Here is a 17,070-nt window from a genome sequence, read left to right on the forward strand (position 1 = left end):
TGCGAGGAGTTCGGGGATGATGCACTGGTTCGAAGGGCCGCTGGCCGCTTTTGACACGGAGACGACAGGCGTGGACGTCGAGCAGGACCGGATCGTTTCGGCCGCTCTCGTCGCGCAGGACACGACGGGCGGACGCGTCCGCGTCACCCGCTGGCTGGTCAACCCGGGGATCCCGGTGCCCGCGGGGGCGACCGAGATCCACGGTCTGACCGACGATCACCTGCAGCGCAACGGCCGCTGGCCCGCGCCGGTGATGGACGAGATCGCCCGTACGCTGGCGGAGCAATGCGCGACGGGCCGCCCGCTGGTCGTGATGAACGCGCCGTTCGACCTGACCCTGCTGGACCGCGAGCTGAAGCGGCACCGGGCCTCGTCACTGGCCGGGTACATGGCGGACGTGCCGCTGCGGGTCGTGGACCCCCGGGTGCTGGACAAACACCTGGACCGCTACCGCAAGGGCCGCCGCACGCTCACCGACCTGTGCGAGCTGTACGAGGTGCCGCTCGTCGGCGCCCACGACGCGGCGGCGGACGCCTCGGCCTCGCTGGAGCTGGTGCGCGCGATAGGCCGGCGCTTCTCGTCCCGGCTGGAGCGGCTCTCCCCCGCCGAGCTGCACACCCTCCAGGCCACCTGGCACGCGGCGCAGGCGCGCGGCCTGGAGGCGTGGTTCGCGAGGAGCGGGACACCGGAGGCGGTGGACCCGGCGTGGCCGCTGCGCCCGGAGCTGCCCGCAGCCGCCTGAACAAGCAGAAGCCGGTCCGCCGTGATGCTTGGCGGACCGGCTCTCCCGGTGGGCGATACTGGGTTCGAACCAGTGACCTCTTCGGTGTGAACGAAGCGCTCTCCCACTGAGCTAATCGCCCGGGAACGGGTTGAACCATACAGGGCTCGGCGGGCTTCGTTCAAACCGCTTCCGGCCGGGCGGTCCCGGGGCGCACGCGGAACGTACACAGGCGCGGAAACGCGGAAACTGAGTATCCGAGCGCATGTACGACGCGGAGGGCCCGGGCGACACTCCCGTACATGGAACATGTGCCGCCGCCCGCCGAGGAACTGGCGCTCCTCGACCGAGAACTGGCTCAGCTGGACGCCCGCCGGGCCCACCTGCTGACCCGTCGCGCCTGGCTGGTCAGCGCGTTGCAGCCGCAGGCACCGCAGGCGCCGAACGCGCCCCGCTGGCATACGCCGCCCGTCGGCCAGGGCTGGGCTCCGGGGCAGCCGTGGTCGGCGGCGCCCCGGGCCGCGAAGCCGTCCGGACCGCCGCGCAGCGCGCAGAACGTGCTGCTGACGCTCGGCGGTCTGCTGCTGACGGTCGCGGCCGTCGCGTTCACCCTCGTCAGCTGGGGCTCCATGGGCATCGGCGGCCGGTCGGCCGTCCTGGCGCTGGTGACCCTGGCCGCCCTCGCGGCCCCGGTGGTCCTGCTGCGCCGGAAGCTCGCGGCCACGGCGGAGGCGCTGGCTGCGCTCGCCCTGGTCCTCACACTGCTGGACACCTACGCGGTCCACGCGGTCGCGGCGCCGGACGCCGACGGGCTCACCTTCACCGCCGTGGCCTCGGCGGTGCTCGCCGCGCTCTGGGCGGCCTACGGCCTGGCCCTGGGCAAGCTGCACCTGCCGCTGCCCGCGGCCGTGTTCTTCGTCCAGTGGCCGCTGCTGCTGGGCGCCTGGGCGGCGGGTGCTCCGGCGATCGTGGTCGGCTGGGCGCTGCTGGTGACGGCTGTGGTGGACGGCGCGATCGCGCTGTGGGGCAAGGGCCTGGGCGTACGGGTCACGGCGGGCATCGGCCTGGCCGTGATGGGGTCCGCCGCGCTGCTGACGGGGCTCGGCGAGTCCCTGACGGCCGGCGGTCCGCTCGGGGCCGTGCTGCCGGGCGCGCTGCTGCTGACGGCGGCCGTGGCGGCCCTGGCCGGGGCGTGGCGCGCCCCGAACGGCTATGCCCAGGCGGGCGGTGTGGTGGCCGGTCTGGCGGCGGTGGCGGCGGTGGGCGGCGTGCTGCGGGCGGCGGTGCCGGGCATGTGGCACGTTCCGGTGTACCTGCTTTGCGGCCTGGCCCTGCTGTCCGTCGTACGGGCACCGCTGCCGCGTAGCGCCGGGCGCGGGGTGCTGGCGGCGGCGGGCGCGGTGGTGGCGGGCGCGCTGCTGTGGGCGGTGCCTCCGGTCGCGGCGGTGCTGCTGGGGCCGGTCGAGCTGGTCGCCGAGGTGTGGGCGGGGGCGCCGGACGGGTTCCGGGGCGCGCTCGGGGAGTCGATGAGGTGGTCGGAGTCGGCTGCGGCTCCGGTGGTGCTCGCGGTGGTGGCGGGGCTGCTCGGGGCGGCGTACCGGTGGTGGCCGTCGCTGGTGCGGGTCGCCGCTCCGCTGGTCACGCCGGGGGCGACGGCGCGCGGTGCGGCGGGCGCGGGGGCGCTGGCCCTCGGCTGGGGGACGCTGCTGCTGGCGGCGGCGACGCTGGGTGTGCCGTACCCGGTCGCGGTGGCCCTGGAGACGGTGCTGGTGGCGGGGCTGCTGCTGGTGGCGGTCCGGGGTGCGGAGCTGGGCGCCGGGGACGCGGGGACGGGTGAGGGCGGCGGTGCCGGGGCGGGAGCGGGGGCTGCGGGCGGTGGCCAGTCCGCCGTGGCGGTGACCGCGCTCGTGGCCGCTGTCGGCGGGGCGGTGAGCGTGGGGCTGCTGTCGCTCGCCGCGGAGGCGGCGACGTACGCGGTGTTCGGGGCGCTGGTGGTCCTGTTCGCGGGGGCGGCGCTGCGGACGCGGGCGGTGGTGGAGCAGGCGGTGTTCGCGGTGGCCGCGGTGGTGTGGGGCACGGTCCTGACCGGGTGTGCGGCCCGCTCCCTGGAGCTCGCCCCGCACGAGGCCGCGCCGCTGCTGCTCGTGGTGCCCGCGGTGACGGTGCTGCTGGGGGCGCGGCTGCGGCTGCACCCGGTGGCGTTGCCGGTGGAGCTGGCCGGGGCGCTGGGTGCGCTGGTGGCCGTCGGGCTCGCGGTGGCGGATGCGCCGTTCCTGGCGCTGGTGCTCGCCCTGTGCGGGGTGCTGGCGGCGGGGGCGGCCGTGCGCCCGGAGCGGCGGCCGGCGGCGGGGTACGTGGCGGCGGTGCTGTTCGTGGCGGCGACCTGGGTCCGGCTGGCGGCGTCGGAGGTGTCGGCCCCGGAGGCGTACACCCTGCCGGTGACGGTGCCCGCCCTGGTCGTCGGCGTACTGCGGCGGCGCAAGGACCCCGAGGCGTCCTCCTGGACGGCGTACGGGCCGGGGCTCGCGGCGACGCTGCTGCCGAGCCTGGCCGTGGCCTGGACCGACCCCGACTGGGTGCGGCCGCTGCTGCTGGGCGTGGCGGCGCTGGTGATCACGTTGCTGGGGGCGAAGTACCGGCTCCGTGCGCTGCTGCTGCTCGGCGGCGCGGTGCTGGCCCTGGACACCCTGCACGAGCTGGCGCCGTACGTCGTCCAGGTGGCCGGCGCCCTGCCGCGCTGGCTGCCGCCGGCGCTGGCCGGGCTGCTGCTGCTGGCCGTGGGGGCCACGTACGAGCAGCGGCTGCGCGACGCGCGCAAGCTGAAGGACCTGCTGGGCCGGATGCGGTGAGCGGTCCCCGGTCCGGGACCCTGCGGGGTCCCGGACCGGGGAAACGCAGAGGCCCCCGAGACTTTTCCAAGTCTCGGGGGCCTCTGTCCGGGTGGGCGATACTGGGTTCGAACCAGTGACCTCTTCGGTGTGAACGAAGCGCTCTCCCACTGAGCTAATCGCCCGGGCGCACCGCAAACATTACCCCATGTCAGCGGTGCCCCTGGACCGTCCCCGGCACTGCCCGCCGGCCGTCCGCGGTGCTACTCGCCGACCGTCCACGGCAGGGCGAGGCCGAACTTCCAGACGTAGATCCCGACCAGCACCGCCATGATCACCAGCCCCACCGTGGTGAGGATGATGTTGCGCCGCCGGACCTTGGGATCCAGCGCCCGCTGGGCGGCCTCGGTGACCTTGCGCTTGGTCCAGCGCAGCACCAGCTGGGCCCAGACGAACTCGGTCGCCCAGATCGCCATACCGCCGAAGATCACCAGCCAGCCGGGCCCCGGCAGCACCAGCATCAGCACACCGGCCACCACCACGCCCAGGCCGACGACGAAGACGCCGACCTGCCAGCTCAGGTGCAACGGCTTCGACGCCTTGATGAAGCCCGGCGCCCGCGATCCCAGCTCGCGTTCCACCTTTTCCGCCTTGGTCGTGCCCCCCGGAGCGGACTCCGGGGACGCCTTCTCGGCGGCCTCGATCCGCTCGTCACTCTCCGCATTCATGGAGCTCAACCTACCCGACCCGTCGTCGTCACTTGAATGGGCGCATGACTCAAAGTTACACACCGCTGGGCGAGGGACCCGAAGCATCACAAATGGGTCAGAGGGGTTTACAACGCCACCGTAGGTGGCATGTCGATTTCGCCGACGTGCGAATCCCCGAGCGCACACTGAGCGAAAGGCCCTGGCGCTTATGAACACCACGGTCAGCTGCGAGCTGCACCTGCGCCTCGTTGTGTCGAGCGAGTCCTCACTGCCTGTACCCGCGGGCCTGCGGTATGACACGGCCGATCCCTATGCCGTGCACGCCACCTTCCACACCGGAGCGGAGGAGACGGTCGAGTGGGTTTTCGCCCGTGACCTCCTTGCCGAGGGGCTGCACCGGCCCACCGGCACCGGAGACGTCCGCGTCTGGCCATCTCGTAGTCACGGTCAAGGCGTCGTATGCATCGCCCTGAGCTCTCCAGAGGGAGAGGCCCTGCTCGAAGCTCCGGCGCGAGCCCTGGAGTCGTTCCTGAAAAGGACCGACGCCGCGGTTCCGCCCGGCACCGAGCATCGTCACTTCGATCTCGACACGGAGCTCTCCCACATCCTGGCCGAGAGCTGAGCCAGGCCGAGAGCTGCCCGGCGCCGTCCGACTCGGGGAGACGGCGTCGCGCGGACAACCACATAAGGCAGACACCGGCGCCGTCACCGCGGAATCCACCGCGGTGACGGCGCCGGTGCGTGCGCCACGCCCCCAGGAGCAGGTCAGTGGCCTTGGAGGCCCTTCTCCTCCCCCGCAGGCCCGCACCGGGCCGGGGAGCGGCCCGGTGAGCCAGTAGAGTCAGCCGCCATCGGCGGGCGCCCGCCCGCCGGAGGCCAGGGAGCGAAGCGTGCTGATCCCTCACGACACCCGGATCGCCCTCGACACGGTGGTCGATCTGGTGAACACCGCACCGGAGAGCGAGCCACCCGACGACGGCTCCGGCCCGACGGACGGAATCGTGGACGAGCCGGAGGACGGGCTCGCCGACCTCCCGGCGCTGTACGCCTTCGCCGAGCGCCACCACATCAGCGGCGTCGGCACCCTCGGCGAGAAGGACCTCGAAGCGGTGCAGGCCGTACGGAGCCGCTTCGCCGAGGTCTTCGCCGCGCCCGACGCCCGTACGGCGGCCGACCTCGTGAACCGGCTCGTCGCCGCGGCCGGGACCACGCCCCAGCTCACCGACCACGACGGCTACGACTGGCACGTGCACTACTTCGCCCCGGACGCCTCGCTCTCCGACCACCTCGCGGCCGACTGCGGCATGGCGCTGGCCTTCATCATCGTGGCCGGCGAGCAGGAGCGGCTGCGGCGCTGCGAGGCGCCCGACTGCGGGCGCGCCTTCGTCGACCTCTCGCGCAACCGCTCCCGGCGCTACTGCTCCAGCCGCACCTGCGGCAACCGGCTCCATGTCGCCGCGTACCGGGCCCGGCGCCGGGAGGCCGGGGCATGACAGGCGCAGGCTCATAACAGGAACAGGTCATGCAGCGCCGCCATCAGCAGCAGACTCCCGACGACCGTCAGGAAGATCATCAGGGGTGGCTGGGAAAGCGCGAAGAGGCAGCCACGGGGCTCTTCGGCAGGGGGTGCGGGGGCTTCGCCCCGGGATGTGTCCACCATCTCGGGGTGATCATGACTCACCCGCGACCCTGTTGGCGGTCAACCTGACCTATTGACCCGGGAGTTCACCGTCCCGTGGCCCTCCGGAATCGCTCCGGCGTCCGAGATGCCGTCAGACATTCGGACCGCCGGGCGCGCGGGTCATGGTTTTTCAGCTGCCCTGCTTCCTCTGAGCTTCCTCAGAAGGTGCTTCGCTTCCCTCAGATGCCGTGCTTCTTCAGGATCGCCTCGATGTCGCTGAAGTCGTCACCGGGCGCCGCAGCCTCCTGCTTCTTCTTCGGCTTCGCCGCAGCCGCCGACGGAGCCGACGACGGCCGGGCCTGGCCGCCGGCGCCGAGCGAGGGCGCGGAGGCTCCCGGGGCGACGGCCTCGTTGCGCTCGGCGGCCCGCGCGGCCTTGCGCTCCGCGCGGGTGGTGCCGCTGCGGCGCTCGACGGCCCGGGTGGTCATGAAGAGCACCCAGGCGAGGCCGAGCACGCCGAAGCCGATCCAGACGCTCGGCTTGAACGCGATGCCCGAGACCCACTCGACGACGCCGGTCAGGACGAGGCCGATCGGCACGAGGGAGTAGGCGGCGATCCTGGTCGCGGTGAGGAACCGCTTGCGGTACGCGGTGACCGCGGCGATGCCCAGGCCCGCCGCCGACGCCGCGGAACAGATGGTCTCGGCAAGCATCGGAGCCTCCAGGCGCAGGGGGAACGTCCCCTCCATCCTGCACCGACGACCGGCACAGGGGCCACGGCGCCGGTCCACTTCAGGGACATTTCAGGGCCGGACTCCTCCGCAGGTGCCGGTCACCGCCCTGGGCCGCGGGTGCCGATTGGGGTCTGCCGGTACGGCCTGAAAGACTGGTTCCATGAGCGAATCCACCCCTGCGGCACCGGTCGTCCTCGACATCTGGTGCGATCTCGAATGCCCCGACTGCCACCAGGCCCTCAGCGATGTACGCGCCGTGCGCGCCCGGTACGGCGACCGCGTCGAGATCCGGCTGCGGCACTTCCCGCTGGAGAAGCACAAGCACGCCTACGCCGCGGCGCAGGCCGCCGAGGAGGCCGCCGTCCAGGGCCAGGACTGGCCGTACATCGAGGCGCTCCTGGCCAGGACCGAGGAGCTCGGGAAGGCCGGTGAGCCGGTGCTGCTCGCTGTGGCCCGTGAACTGGGCCTGGACGCCGAGGAGTTCGACACCGCGCTGATCGACGGCCGGCATCTGCTGATCGTCGACGCCGACCAGGCGGAGGGCAAGGCGATCGGGGTCACCGGCACGCCCACCTATGTCATCGGCGACGAGCGGCTGGACGGCGGCAAGAGCCAGGAAGGGCTGCGCGAGCGGATCGAGGAGATCATCGACCGCCGCCTGGCCGCACAGGACTGACGCGGGGCCGGACGACGGAGGCCGCTTACAGCGCCTTGGCCAGGTTGTACCGCGTCGTCGCGTAGCCGAGCGATTCGTACAGCCGCAGCGCCGGGGTGTTGGCCGCGAAGACGTGCAGGCCGAGCCGGTCCTGCCCCCACGAGCGGGTCTCGTCCTCGGCGAGGAGCATCAGGGCCCGCCCGAAGCCGCGGCCGCGGTGCTCCTCGCGCACCTCGACGTCGAAGACGAACCCGGCGGTCCGGCCGGGCTCCAGCTCCCGCAGGGCCAGCCAGACATGGCCGACCACCGCGCCACCGTGGACCAGCACCCGGAACCGCACGCCCTCGGTCGCCAGCCCCTCCGCGAGGTTCCCGGCGTGGTCGGCCTCGGACTTGAGCCGGGCCTGCTCGGGCGGCACGCCCCGGTCGGTCCACTCCTGCGCGTACGACCGGACCGCCTCGCGCAGCCACTCCGCGTACTCCTGCTCGCTCATCGGCCGCGAGGTGAGGCCCTCGGGGAGGGGGACGGTGTCCGGGCCGAGGGTCTTGACCATGTTGCGGCTGCGTTCGGTGTAGCCGAGGGCGGCGGCGAGGCGTCGGGCGGGGTCGTTGTCCGCCGGCACCTCGGTCCGTACGTGGGTGCAGCCCCAGCCCCGCAGCACCTCCTCGGCGGCGAGCGCGGCGATGGTGCCCCGGCCGCGCCGGCGCCGCGCCTCGTCGACGCTGAGGGAGCGCACCACTCCGGCCGAGGCGCCGAACGCGTCGTCGGTGCTGATCGATACGGCGCCGACGGGTTGGCCGTTGTCGCACACGTCGTAACTGCGAGCCCGCGCACCGTCGGCGCCTTGCTGGAGCGGCCCGGACGGCCGGAGTGTCGTGGTCATCAAGGGTTTGTATCCCCTGCACGGCCGCACGTCACGCGCTTTTCCGGCCCGGCGGAAAGGGCTTGCGGCCGGAAAAGGCTTACGGGTCCAGGTCGTTCCCGGCCCGCTCGTCGAAGATCCGCATGGCCTTCGCCGTCACCGGCCCGGGCTCCGGCGCCAGCCTCCGGTCGTCGACGCGATGGACGGCCTGGATGTCACGGAGGGTCGAGGTCAGGAAGATCTCGTCGGCCTCGGCGAGCACCTCCATCGGCAGGTCGCTCTCCGCGGCCCCGGTCCACTCCACGGCCAGGGCCCGGGTGATCCCCGCCAGGCACCCGGAGGCGACCGGCGGGGTGTGGATGCGGCCGTCCAGCACGACGAACACATTGGACCCGGTCCCCTCGCAGAGCCGGCCGGCCGTGTTCGGGAACAGCGCCTCGGAGGCGCCCTGCTCACGGGCCCGGGAGAGGGCGACGACGTTCTCGGCGTACGAGGTCGTCTTGAGCCCGGTGAGGGCGCCGCGCTCGTTACGGGTCCAGGGAACCGTGATCACCGCGGTGGTGTCCGGGCGGCGGCTCACCCCGTCCAGCGCGACGACGAGGCTGGGCCCGGCGGTGCCGCGGTCCGAGCCGAGCGGGGAGAGCCCTCCGGTGTACGTGATCCGCAGCCGCCCGAGGGTGACGGGGTTGGCGTCGATGACCGCCGTCGCGGCGCGCCGGACCTCGTCCAGGTCCGGGTCGGGCAGGCCGAGGCCGCGCGCGGAGCGGGTGAGGCGGTCGAGGTGGCGGGTGAGGGCGAAGGGCCGGCCCTCACTGGTGCGGACCGTCTCGAAGATGCCGTCGCCCACGGTCAGCCCGTGGTCCAGCACCGACAGCCGGGCATCATCGGCGTCCCGCAGTCCGCCGTTGACCCAAATCCTCATGAAGCGGTCCTTCCTGTCTGCTCGAACCCTGTCTGCTCGAACGTGCCCGACGCTACAGCGAGCAGCCGCGACGCCTTCAGTTCGGTCTCGTCCCACTCGCGCTCCGGGTCGGATCCCCAGGTGATGCCTGCGCCGGTCCCGAAGCGGAGAAGGGTCGCGGGGCCGGTCCGGTCGATCCAGAACGTCCGTATGCCCACCGCCAGGGAGGCGGTACCCCGGTCGGCGTCGACCCAGCCGACCGCACCGCAGTACGGCCCGCGCGGCGCTCGCTCCAGCTCCTCGATGATCCGCAGCGCACTGGACTTGGGCGCCCCGGTGACCGAGCCGGGCGGGAACGCCGCCGTGAGCAGCTCCGGCCATCCCGCACCCTCGGCCAGTTCGCCCCGCACGGTGGAGACGAGGTGGACGAGGCCCGGGTGCTTCTCCACCACGCAGAGGTCGGGGACGGTGACGCTGCCGGTCGCGCAGACACGGCCGAGGTCGTTGCGGACCAGGTCCACGATCATCACGTTCTCCGCGTGGTCCTTCTCCAGCAGATCGGCCTCGGTGCGCCCGGTCCCCTTGATCGGCCCGGACTCGACGGTCCGCCCGTCCCGGCGGAGGAACAGCTCGGGGGACGCGGTGGCGACCTCCACCCCGTGACCGGGCAGGCGGATCGTTCCTGCGTACGGCGCCGGGTTGCCGCGCGCGAGCAGGGCGGTCAGGGCGTCCACGTCGGCCCGGCCGGCCTCGGCCTCGGGCAGCGGTGCGGAGAGGACCCGGCAGAGGTTGGCCTGGTAGACCTCGCCCGCGGCGATGTATTCACGGATCCGCCGTACGCCCGCCGTGTAGGCGTCACGGTCCAGCGAGGTCGTCCACTCCCCGGCGGCGGGCCCGTGCCAGGCTCCGGGCACCGGGGCGGGCACCTCTTCCCGGCGTACGGAGGAGAAGCGGGCACAGACGGTACGACCCTCGAAATCGGCACATACCGCCCAGAAACCGGACGAGTCCAAAGCCGAGGGATCGTGGGTCACATCCTGGAGACCGGAGGCGACGAGGCCGCCGAAGCGGACCATGGGAGCGAGGGGGAACACCCTGCCGAGTCTAGAACCGCCCGCGATGACCTGCGTCGGGGCGACGGTACGGCGGCGCTACGGCGACCATCTGCGCAAACGCGTTTTTGTACTGGCCCGGGAATCCGCTAGAGTTCAACACGTCGCCGGGACGCGCAAGCGGTCCGGGAAAGACAAGCGGACGTAGCTCAGTTGGTAGAGCGCAACCTTGCCAAGGTTGAGGTCGCCAGTTCGAACCTGGTCGTCCGCTCGCAGAAGGTGGGGGATCTTCCCGAACCCCCATCCCTGGTGGAGTGGCCGAGAGGCGAGGCAACGGCCTGCAAAGCCGTCTACACGGGTTCAAATCCCGTCTCCACCTCCAAGGACGATTAGCTCAGCGGGAGAGCGCTTCCCTGACACGGAAGAGGTCACTGGTTCAATCCCAGTATCGTCCACTGATCCGCAAGGATCACTGGTCCGCAAGGATCCCCGCGCGATTAGCTCAGCGGGAGAGCGCTTCCCTGACACGGAAGAGGTCACTGGTTCAATCCCAGTATCGCGCACGCAGTAAACGCACGGTTGTCCTGCGCGATTAGCTCAGCGGGAGAGCGCTTCCCTGACACGGAAGAGGTCACTGGTTCAATCCCAGTATCGCGCACCACCGAGAACCCCCGGTCGTTTCGACGACCGGGGGTTCTTTCGTGCTGGCGCCTGTGTCCTGTCAGGACGAGAAGAGCATCCGGCCGAAGCCCTTCTGGCGGCGGTGGCCGTAGTGCCCGCCGTGCTGCTGGCCGTACTGCGGGGCGCCCCAGGCCGGGGCGTGGGCCGGCGGAGCCGCCTGCGGATAGGCCTGGGGGGCGGGCGGCGGAGGCGGGGCCTGCTGGGCCCACTGCGACTCCAGGCGGGTCAGCGACTCCAGCTCGCCGTAGTCCAGGAATATCCCCCGGCAGCCGCTGCACTGCTCGATCTGGACGCCGTTGCGGTTGTACGTCTGCATCTGCGCGTGACACTTGGGACACTGCATCATTCGGCTCGGCTCCTCGCCCTCGTTGTGCCCCTGCCGGAAAGCCTGTCCGGCAGCGGTCCGTTCAGCCTACGACGCGGACCCGGCCGCCAACTCGGGCGGGAATGTAGCGATTCGGGCACAGGAATCGATCATCAGCTGCTCCATCTCGTCCGGCTCCCGGCCCTCAGCCGCGCACTTGGCGAGGGCGACGGCCGCCGTCTGGACCGTCAGCGCACGGGCGGGGACGTCCAGTTGCGGCCAGGGGTCCCCTTCGGCGGGCACCGCGGGCCCCCCGGCGGACCGGTAGGCGTCCAGGAACAGCAGCCAGTCCTCCGGGGCCAGCACCCCGGCCGCGTACCAGGCGGCGGGCCGGGCGAGGTCCCAGGCCGGGTCACCCAGCCCCGCGTCGTCCACATCGATGAGCAACCAGGGCCCGTCCGGGGCGGGATGGCGGACGAGCTGCCCCAGGTGCAGGTCCCCGTGGCAGAGGAAGCCGGACCGTGCGGCAGGCGGTGCGGCCTCGCCCCGCGCCCAGGCCGGCAGGGCATGCCAAGCAGCCTGTACGGGGAGGACCTCGGCGTCACCGGGGAGGGCGCCGACCATCCGGGCGACCGCACGGGCCGCCTTGACCGGGCCGCGCATCGGCGGGGCCGGGAGCGGGAGCGGAGAAACGGTTCGGTGGAGGCGGGCGAGCAGGACGGCGGCGTCGGCCCAGGGGGCCGCGTCGGGGTCCCTGGGGTCGACGGGGGTGCCGTACGGCCAGAAGGTGACGGGGCGGGGGACGGCCCCCGCCGTATCGGGCGCCCCCGGGGTGGTGAGCGGTGCGAGGAGGATGCCGGACAGCGTCGGCGCCGAGGCCAGGGCGAGGCGGGCCGCCAGGGCGTCGCGGTCGATGTCGGCGGCGTGCGCCTTGGCCACGACCGGGCCGCTGCGGACCACGGTGCCGTCCGGCCGGTCGGCCAGGAGCTGGGGCGGCCGGCAGGTGCAGGGGGTTTCGGGCGGGTGGTGGAGGCGGAGGCGGTGGGCCAGGGTGCCCAGCTCACGGATGACCGGCTCACGGGAGGCGGACTCACCGGAGGCGGGCTCGGGAGTGGGTGGCTCACGGTCGACTGAGGTTGAGGTCATACGCAACGGCTCCCCGGCAGCGGTCGGTCCCGGCCCTGCCACCGGTCCCTGCTGAGCGTACGCCGCAGCCGGGGGCGGAAGGCGGTGGAGCCCGCCGGGCGGGGCGCCGGGGCGGGCCTCGCCCGGTTCGTACCGGCGTGTCCCGGCGCCTGGGCCTACCCCCGTCTCCGTCTCCGTCCCGGGGCAAGCTGCCACGCGTCCCCGCCCCAGGAGCATGCGCCCCGGGAAACGGGCCCGGACAGCGCGATGCCCGGTCAGCTCCCCAGCTGACCGGACAAACGCTGCCGTCCGCCGCACCCCCGTCCCCACGGGGCTGTTGGCCCGATACCTGGGTCCGGACCGCTCTTCCGGATCCTGGCGCCGCTCAGCGCCCCAGCATCACAGCCACGGACGACGCCTGTGTGACCACCGCGTCCCAGCCGCCGAAGGCGACTACGAGCAGGGCCGCCAGGGGGAGAACCATGGCCGTCGCCACCAAGGGGTGACGGGTGCCGGACGGGCGGGCGCCGAACGAGGCGTAGGCCTTGCGTCCCTGCGTGCGGATCATGGTCCGCGTTGCCGTGTCCGCCATGGTTCCTCTCCTGACCTGATGTGGAGCGACGGGCGTGTGACCTCGGGGGACGAGTGCTGCGCCCGCCGCTAGATCTCAACATTAGGTAACCGGCGAGCACAGGGCGTCATGCCCGCGTACCGAATCCCGGGCCTCCTGGAGGATGAGCCGCCGGTGGTCGGCGTACTCCCCTGGGTGGAGACGGTCCCCCCGGCGTTGGGGTCATCCCGGAGGGGGCACAGGGGGGCCGCCACCCCCGGGAAGGGCCCCGGCGGGTGACTTCACTCACTCCCCGCACCCTCCGAAGGAGGGTGCGTCGCGTTCCACGACAACCCCTGGAGACCGTCACCGTGTACGTCCGGGTGGTATCCGCGCTCTCTCCGACCGACGTCTCCCGGCCACCATGGCTCGATCCAACGCCCCTTGTTCGAACGCCCTTTGCCGACCCTCGCAGGCCGACGGGCCCGGAACCGCCGCCCGCTGACCGCCCTTCATCTTCCCCGCCGTGTACGGACAATCGAATCCCCGGTGAGGGCGCGGCCTCTGAGCGCACCGGGCGCGGGGTACGTAAGCTGTGCCTCGTCAGGCGGACCAGGCAGCGGGGATGGGCAGACGATGGCGATGATGCGGCTCCGGCGCGAGGACCCGCGTCTCGTCGGCTCGTTCCGGCTGCACCGACGGCTCGGCGCGGGCGGCATGGGCGTGGTCTACCTCGGTTCCGACCGGCGCGGTCAGCGGGTGGCGCTCAAGGTGATCCGGCCCGATCTGGCGGAGGACCAGGAGTTCCGTTCGCGGTTCGCGCGTGAGGTGTCCGCCGCGCGGCGGATCCGGGGCGGCTGTACGGCCCGGCTGGTCGCCGCCGACCTGGAGGCGGACCGCCCCTGGTTCGCGACGCAGTACGTCCCCGGCCCCTCCCTGCACGACAAGGTCGCCGAGGAGGGCCCCCTGGCCGCGGCCGAGGTGGCTTCGATCGGCGCGGCGCTCTCCGAGGGCCTGGTCGCGGTGCACGAGGCGGGCGTGGTCCACCGGGATCTCAAGCCGTCGAACATCCTCCTCTCCCCCAAGGGCCCCCGCATCATCGACTTCGGTATCGCCTGGGCGACCGGGGCCAGCACGCTGACCCATGTCGGTACGGCGGTGGGGTCGCCCGGCTTCCTCGCGCCCGAACAGGTCCGGGGCGCGGCGGTGACCCCGGCGACGGACGTCTTCTCGCTGGGCGCGACCCTGGCGTACGCGGCGATGGCCGACTCCCCCTTCGGGCACGGCAGTTCCGAGGTGATGCTGTACCGCGTGGTGCACGAGGAGGCGCAGCTCAACGGGGTGCACGACGCGCTGGCCCCCCTGATCCGCGCCTGCCTGGCGAAGGATCCGGAGGAGCGGCCGAGCACGCTCCAACTGTCCATGCGGCTCAAGGAGATCGCGGCGCGCGAGGCGCAGGGCCTGCACGAGAGCCGGCCGCCCGCCCAGCGTTCGGCCCCGGACACGGACCGGCCCACCGGCCGGCTCGACGGCCCGTACACCGAACAGCACACCCGCCGCGCGGAGGGCCCGTCCTCGGCGTCCCGTCCGCAGCAGGGCCGTCGTCCGGCGCGTTCGGGGGGCGGAGGCGGGAACGCGCCGCGCACCGGCGGGTCCCGGCCTCAGCAGCGGGCGCCGCGCTCCACCACGGGGTCCGGGAAGCGGCCGGGCGCGACGAACGGCAGGCCGGGGACGCGTCCCGGGGCCCGTACGACCTCGGCGGGACGGCGACCCGCCAACCCCAAGCTGCTGCGCCAGCGGCTGGTGGTGTTCGTGGTGGTCACGCTGCTGGTGGCGCTGGGGATCGCGGCCGCGCAGGGATGCCAGGGGCCGGCGCGCGGGCTGGGCGGGGGCGAGCAGCCGATCCGGCCGAGCGCGGTGTCGCAGGAGCAGCACGCACACGTGCTGGAGCCGGTGCGGGCCGGGCTGCGCTGAGGCTTCGCCTCGGCCCGACTCAGCTCCCCGGCTCAGCTCTCCGGGCGGCCCGTCGCCACCGCGTAGAACGCGACCGCGGCCGCCGCGCCGACGTTCAGCGAGTCGACGCCGTGCGCCATCGGGATGCGGACCCACTCGTCGGCGGCCATCAGCGCCTTCGTGGACAGCCCTTCCCCCTCCGCGCCGAGCATCAGCGCGACCCGCTCCAGCCGGTGCGGGGCCGCCTCGTCGATGCTGGTGGCCTTGGGGTCGGGGGTGAGGGCGAGGAGCCGGAAGCCCGCTTCCCGTACGGTCTCCAGCCCCTTGGGCCAGGCTTCGAGGCGCGCGTACGGGACGGAGAAGACCGCGCCCATCGACACCTTGACCGAGCGGCGGTACAGCGGGTCCGCGCAGTCCGGGGAGAGCAGGACGGCATCCATGCCGAGGGCGGCGGCGCTGCGGAAGATCGCCCCGATGTTGGTGTGGTCGTTGACCGACTCCATGACCACCACCCGGCGGGCCGTGGTGAGGAGCTCGTCGGCGGTGGGCAGCGGCTTGCGCTGCATGGAGGCGAGCGCCCCGCGGTGGACGTGGTAGCCGGTGACGCGTTCGGCGAGCTCGGGGGCCACGGCGTACACCGGGGCCGGGACCTCGTCGATGACGTCGCGCATGACGTCGACCCACTTGGCGGAGAGCAGCATCGAGCGCATCTCGTACCCGGAGTGCCGGGCGCGCCGGATGACCTTCTCGCCCTCGGCGATGAAGAGGCCCTCGGCGGGCTCGCGCCGTCGCCGCAACTCGACGTCGGTCAGGCCGATGTAGTCGCTCAGGCGCGGGTCGTCGGGGTCGTCGACGGTGATGAGATCTGCCACAGGGTGATACTGCCTTGTCCGGTGTGCGGTGCCAACGCCTGGGAGGAGATGCGTAACCGCGGGTTACTTGGTGGGGTCCGAGTTCATTCGGCCGACGGGTCGGCCTGCTGCGGTGCGGAGTGGGGGCCGACCGCGACGACCTCGCCGATGACGATCACCGCGGGCGGGCGCACGTCCTCGGCGACCGCGCGCTCACCGACGTCCGCGAGGGTCGCGTCGACCCGGCGCTGGGCTGCGGTGGTGCCCTCCTGGACGAGGGCGACCGGGGTGGCCGGGTCCTTGCCGTGGGCGATCAGGGCGGCCGCGATGGCGCCGATCTTGTCGACGGCCATGAGGAGGACCAGGGTGCCGCGCAGCCGGGCGATCGCCTCCCAGTCGACCAGGGAGCGCGGGTCCTCGGGCGCGACATGGCCGCTGACCACGGTGAACTCGTGGGCGACGCCCCGGTGGGTGACCGGGATACCGGCTGCCCCGGGGACGGAGATGGTGCTGGAGATGCCGGGGACGATCGTGCAGGGGATGCCCTCGGCGGCCAGCGCCTGGGCCTCCTCCATGCCCCGGCCGAAGACGAACGGGTCGCCGCCCTTGAGCCGGACCACGGCCTTGCCCGCCTTGGCGTGCTCGATCAGCGCCTGGTTGATCGCCTCCTGGGCCATGAACCGGCCGTACGGGATCTTCGCCGCGTCGATCACCTCGACGTGCGGCGGCAGTTCGTCGAGCAGGTCGCGGGGGCCGAGGCGGTCGGCGATGACCACGTCGGCCTCGGCGAGGAGGCGGCGGCCGCGCACCGTGATCAGGTCCGGGTCGCCGGGGCCGCCGCCGACCAGGGCGACGCCGGGGGCGTGGTTGCGGTGGTGCGGGGCGGCGATGGTGCCGTCGCGCAGGCCCTCGACGATGGCGTCGCGGAGAGCGGCGGAGTGGCGGGGGTCGCGGCCCTGGGGGGTGGTGTTGAGGACGGCGACGGTGATGTTGTCGATGCGGCCGGTGGCCGGGGTCCAGGCGGTCGCGGCCTCGGCGTCGTCGGCCCGTACGCACCAGGTGCGGGTGCGCTCGGCCTCGGCGGAGGCGGCGTCGTTGGCGGCGGTGTCGGAGGAGGCGACGAGGGCGTACCAGGTGTCGGCGAGGTCGCCGTCCTGGTAGCGGCGGCGCTCCCAGCGGATCTCCCCGGCGTCCGCCATGGCCTCGACGGAAGCCGTCGCGGACGGGGAGATCAGGGTGATGACGGCACCGGTGGCGATGAGCTGCGGGAGCCTGCGCTGCGCGACCTGGCCGCCGCCGATGACTACGGTGCGGCGGCCGTGGAGGCGCAGGCCGACGGGGTACGCGGGGTGATCGTTCTGACCTGCGCGGTCGGCGTGGTCTGCGTGCTCGGCCATGGCGGTGCGGGCTCCTCGTGCGGGGTGCTGCGTAGGGGCCGCTGCGGCGGTGGAGCGGCTGTGACGTGCGGAAGTGGGGGTGTGCTGGGGCTGTCTCTTATACACATCTGACGCTGCCGACGAAG

Annotated in this window: 17 protein-coding genes and 7 tRNA genes; 11 read left to right on the forward strand and 13 right to left on the reverse strand. The window is 73.1% G+C overall.

Features of this window, described 5'->3' with window-relative positions:
• Positions 1-16 precede the first annotated feature (16 nt).
• Positions 17-742 carry a 3'-5' exonuclease gene (locus tag IF17_RS0133065; RefSeq protein WP_030574209.1) on the forward strand — a complete coding sequence of 242 codons (726 nt, stop codon included), beginning with the start codon at positions 17-19 and terminating at the stop codon, positions 740-742.
• Between the two features lie 49 nt (positions 743-791).
• On the opposite strand, the gene IF17_RS0133070 is transcribed toward IF17_RS0133065, so the two are convergent.
• Positions 792-863, reverse strand: a tRNA-Val gene (locus IF17_RS0133070).
• A 160-nt stretch (positions 864-1,023) separates the two neighbouring features.
• Between IF17_RS0133070 and IF17_RS0133075 the strand changes: the two genes are divergently transcribed.
• Entirely contained in the window at positions 1,024-3,570 is a 2,547-nt protein-coding gene (locus tag IF17_RS0133075) for an SCO7613 C-terminal domain-containing membrane protein (RefSeq protein ID WP_030574212.1), read from the forward strand.
• Between the two features lie 92 nt (positions 3,571-3,662).
• Here the strand turns inward: IF17_RS0133075 and IF17_RS0133080 are convergent.
• Together IF17_RS0133080 and IF17_RS0133085 are read right to left on the reverse strand one after the other, a co-directional pair.
• Positions 3,663-3,734 (reverse strand) — tRNA-Val (locus tag IF17_RS0133080).
• Between the two features lie 78 nt (positions 3,735-3,812).
• A complete protein-coding gene (locus IF17_RS0133085) occupies positions 3,813-4,277 on the reverse strand; it encodes a TIGR02611 family protein (protein ID WP_030574215.1) in 465 nt (154 codons plus the stop codon).
• A 190-nt stretch (positions 4,278-4,467) separates the two neighbouring features.
• On the opposite strand from IF17_RS0133085, the gene IF17_RS0133090 reads away from it, so the two are divergent.
• Both IF17_RS0133090 and IF17_RS0133095 read left to right on the forward strand, forming a co-directional pair.
• Positions 4,468-4,881 carry an SsgA family sporulation/cell division regulator gene (locus tag IF17_RS0133090; RefSeq protein ID WP_003959770.1) on the forward strand — a complete coding sequence of 138 codons (414 nt, stop codon included), beginning with the start codon at positions 4,468-4,470 and terminating at the stop codon, positions 4,879-4,881.
• Positions 4,882-5,149: 268 nt separating this feature from the next.
• A complete protein-coding gene (locus tag IF17_RS0133095) occupies positions 5,150-5,752 on the forward strand; it encodes a CGNR zinc finger domain-containing protein (RefSeq protein WP_030574218.1) in 603 nt (200 codons plus the stop codon).
• Positions 5,753-5,763: 11 nt separating this feature from the next.
• On the opposite strand, the gene IF17_RS1000000139390 is transcribed toward IF17_RS0133095, so the two are convergent.
• Together IF17_RS1000000139390 and IF17_RS0133105 are read right to left on the reverse strand one after the other, a co-directional pair.
• Positions 5,764-5,919, reverse strand: a complete 156-nt coding sequence (locus IF17_RS1000000139390) for a hypothetical protein (protein ID WP_018515251.1) — start codon at positions 5,917-5,919, stop codon at positions 5,764-5,766.
• A 200-nt stretch (positions 5,920-6,119) separates the two neighbouring features.
• Positions 6,120-6,593: a hypothetical protein gene (locus IF17_RS0133105; protein WP_030574221.1), complete on the reverse strand. Its 474-nt coding sequence runs from the start codon at positions 6,591-6,593 to the stop codon at positions 6,120-6,122.
• A gap of 181 nt (positions 6,594-6,774) precedes the next feature.
• Here IF17_RS0133105 and IF17_RS0133110 point away from each other — a divergent pair, with 181 nt between their 5' ends.
• Positions 6,775-7,290, forward strand: coding sequence for a DsbA family protein (locus IF17_RS0133110; protein WP_030574234.1), 516 nt, complete (start codon positions 6,775-6,777; stop codon positions 7,288-7,290).
• A gap of 25 nt (positions 7,291-7,315) precedes the next feature.
• On the opposite strand, the gene IF17_RS0133115 is transcribed toward IF17_RS0133110, so the two are convergent.
• The 3 genes from IF17_RS0133115 to IF17_RS0133125 all read right to left on the reverse strand — a co-directional run bounded on the left by IF17_RS0133115 (position 7,316) and on the right by IF17_RS0133125 (position 10,108).
• The gene (locus IF17_RS0133115) at positions 7,316-8,152 is read right to left on the reverse strand and encodes a GNAT family N-acetyltransferase (protein ID WP_030574238.1); all 837 of its coding nucleotides are present in this window, start codon (positions 8,150-8,152) and stop codon (positions 7,316-7,318) included.
• 79 nt (positions 8,153-8,231) lie between these two features.
• Positions 8,232-9,053: an aminotransferase class IV gene (locus IF17_RS0133120; protein ID WP_030574241.1), complete on the reverse strand. Its 822-nt coding sequence runs from the start codon at positions 9,051-9,053 to the stop codon at positions 8,232-8,234.
• The gene (locus tag IF17_RS0133125) at positions 9,050-10,108 is read right to left on the reverse strand and encodes a chorismate-binding protein (protein ID WP_030574244.1); all 1,059 of its coding nucleotides are present in this window, start codon (positions 10,106-10,108) and stop codon (positions 9,050-9,052) included. The genes IF17_RS0133120 and IF17_RS0133125 overlap by 4 nt, the downstream gene beginning before the upstream one ends.
• A 174-nt stretch (positions 10,109-10,282) precedes the next feature.
• On the opposite strand from IF17_RS0133125, the gene IF17_RS0133130 reads away from it, so the two are divergent.
• The 5 genes from IF17_RS0133130 to IF17_RS0133150 all read left to right on the forward strand — a co-directional run bounded on the left by IF17_RS0133130 (position 10,283) and on the right by IF17_RS0133150 (position 10,745).
• Positions 10,283-10,355, forward strand: a tRNA-Gly gene (locus tag IF17_RS0133130).
• Between the two features lie 37 nt (positions 10,356-10,392).
• Positions 10,393-10,466 (forward strand) — tRNA-Cys (locus IF17_RS0133135).
• Position 10,467: 1 nt separating this feature from the next.
• Positions 10,468-10,539: transfer RNA gene (locus IF17_RS0133140), tRNA-Val, on the forward strand.
• Between the two features lie 36 nt (positions 10,540-10,575).
• Positions 10,576-10,647, forward strand: a tRNA-Val gene (locus tag IF17_RS0133145).
• A gap of 23 nt (positions 10,648-10,670) precedes the next feature.
• Positions 10,671-10,745: transfer RNA gene (locus IF17_RS0133150), tRNA-Val, on the forward strand.
• 60 nt (positions 10,746-10,805) lie between these two features.
• Here the strand turns inward: IF17_RS0133150 and IF17_RS0133155 are convergent.
• From IF17_RS0133155 to IF17_RS0133165, 3 genes are all read right to left on the reverse strand, one after another.
• On the reverse strand, positions 10,806-11,111 hold the full coding sequence (locus IF17_RS0133155; RefSeq protein WP_030574246.1) for a TFIIB-type zinc ribbon-containing protein: 306 nt from the start codon (positions 11,109-11,111) through the stop codon (positions 10,806-10,808).
• Between the two features lie 66 nt (positions 11,112-11,177).
• Complete coding sequence (locus IF17_RS0133160; protein WP_209437790.1) at positions 11,178-12,215, reverse strand: phosphotransferase family protein; 1,038 nt, start codon at positions 12,213-12,215, stop codon at positions 11,178-11,180.
• Between the two features lie 364 nt (positions 12,216-12,579).
• On the reverse strand, positions 12,580-12,786 hold the full coding sequence (locus IF17_RS0133165) for a hypothetical protein (protein WP_018515259.1): 207 nt from the start codon (positions 12,784-12,786) through the stop codon (positions 12,580-12,582).
• A 594-nt stretch (positions 12,787-13,380) separates the two neighbouring features.
• On the opposite strand from IF17_RS0133165, the gene IF17_RS0133170 reads away from it, so the two are divergent.
• A complete protein-coding gene (locus tag IF17_RS0133170) occupies positions 13,381-14,718 on the forward strand; it encodes a serine/threonine-protein kinase (RefSeq protein ID WP_030574251.1) in 1,338 nt (445 codons plus the stop codon).
• 32 nt (positions 14,719-14,750) lie between these two features.
• Here IF17_RS0133170 and IF17_RS0133175 read toward each other — a convergent pair whose 3' ends face one another.
• Positions 14,751-15,569 carry a TrmH family RNA methyltransferase gene (locus IF17_RS0133175; protein ID WP_030574255.1) on the reverse strand — a complete coding sequence of 273 codons (819 nt, stop codon included), beginning with the start codon at positions 15,567-15,569 and terminating at the stop codon, positions 14,751-14,753.
• 83 nt (positions 15,570-15,652) lie between these two features.
• Positions 15,653-16,945, reverse strand: a complete 1,293-nt coding sequence (cobA, locus tag IF17_RS0133180; protein ID WP_030574257.1) for a uroporphyrinogen-III C-methyltransferase — start codon at positions 16,943-16,945, stop codon at positions 15,653-15,655.
• Between the last annotated feature and the right edge of the window lie 125 nt (positions 16,946-17,070).

Origin of the sequence: Streptomyces cyaneofuscatus (assembly GCF_000718135.1) — a bacterium.
Taxonomy (GTDB): domain Bacteria; phylum Actinomycetota; class Actinomycetes; order Streptomycetales; family Streptomycetaceae; genus Streptomyces; species Streptomyces cyaneofuscatus.

Bases quoted from the DNA above. Each gene is read 5' to 3' on its own strand.
- IF17_RS0133110 (WP_030574234.1), top strand. From the start codon at position 6,775: ATGAGCGAATCCACCCCTGCGGCACCGGTCGTCCTCGACATCTGGTGC.
- IF17_RS0133065 (WP_030574209.1), top strand. From the start codon at position 17: ATGATGCACTGGTTCGAAGGGCCGCTGGCCGCTTTTGACACGGAGACG.
- IF17_RS0133115 (WP_030574238.1), bottom strand. From the start codon at position 8,152: ATGACCACGACACTCCGGCCGTCCGGGCCGCTCCAGCAAGGCGCCGAC.
- IF17_RS0133105 (WP_030574221.1), bottom strand. From the start codon at position 6,593: ATGCTTGCCGAGACCATCTGTTCCGCGGCGTCGGCGGCGGGCCTGGGC.
- IF17_RS0133090 (WP_003959770.1), top strand. From the start codon at position 4,468: ATGAACACCACGGTCAGCTGCGAGCTGCACCTGCGCCTCGTTGTGTCG.
- cobA (WP_030574257.1), bottom strand. From the start codon at position 16,945: ATGGCCGAGCACGCAGACCACGCCGACCGCGCAGGTCAGAACGATCAC.
- IF17_RS0133170 (WP_030574251.1), top strand. From the start codon at position 13,381: ATGGCGATGATGCGGCTCCGGCGCGAGGACCCGCGTCTCGTCGGCTCG.
- IF17_RS0133085 (WP_030574215.1), bottom strand. From the start codon at position 4,277: ATGAATGCGGAGAGTGACGAGCGGATCGAGGCCGCCGAGAAGGCGTCC.
- IF17_RS0133155 (WP_030574246.1), bottom strand. From the start codon at position 11,111: ATGATGCAGTGTCCCAAGTGTCACGCGCAGATGCAGACGTACAACCGC.
- IF17_RS0133165 (WP_018515259.1), bottom strand. From the start codon at position 12,786: ATGGCGGACACGGCAACGCGGACCATGATCCGCACGCAGGGACGCAAG.
- IF17_RS0133125 (WP_030574244.1), bottom strand. From the start codon at position 10,108: ATGGTCCGCTTCGGCGGCCTCGTCGCCTCCGGTCTCCAGGATGTGACC.
- IF17_RS0133120 (WP_030574241.1), bottom strand. From the start codon at position 9,053: ATGAGGATTTGGGTCAACGGCGGACTGCGGGACGCCGATGATGCCCGG.
- IF17_RS0133075 (WP_030574212.1), top strand. From the start codon at position 1,024: ATGGAACATGTGCCGCCGCCCGCCGAGGAACTGGCGCTCCTCGACCGA.
- IF17_RS0133160 (WP_209437790.1), bottom strand. From the start codon at position 12,215: ATGACCTCAACCTCAGTCGACCGTGAGCCACCCACTCCCGAGCCCGCC.
- IF17_RS1000000139390 (WP_018515251.1), bottom strand. From the start codon at position 5,919: ATGGTGGACACATCCCGGGGCGAAGCCCCCGCACCCCCTGCCGAAGAG.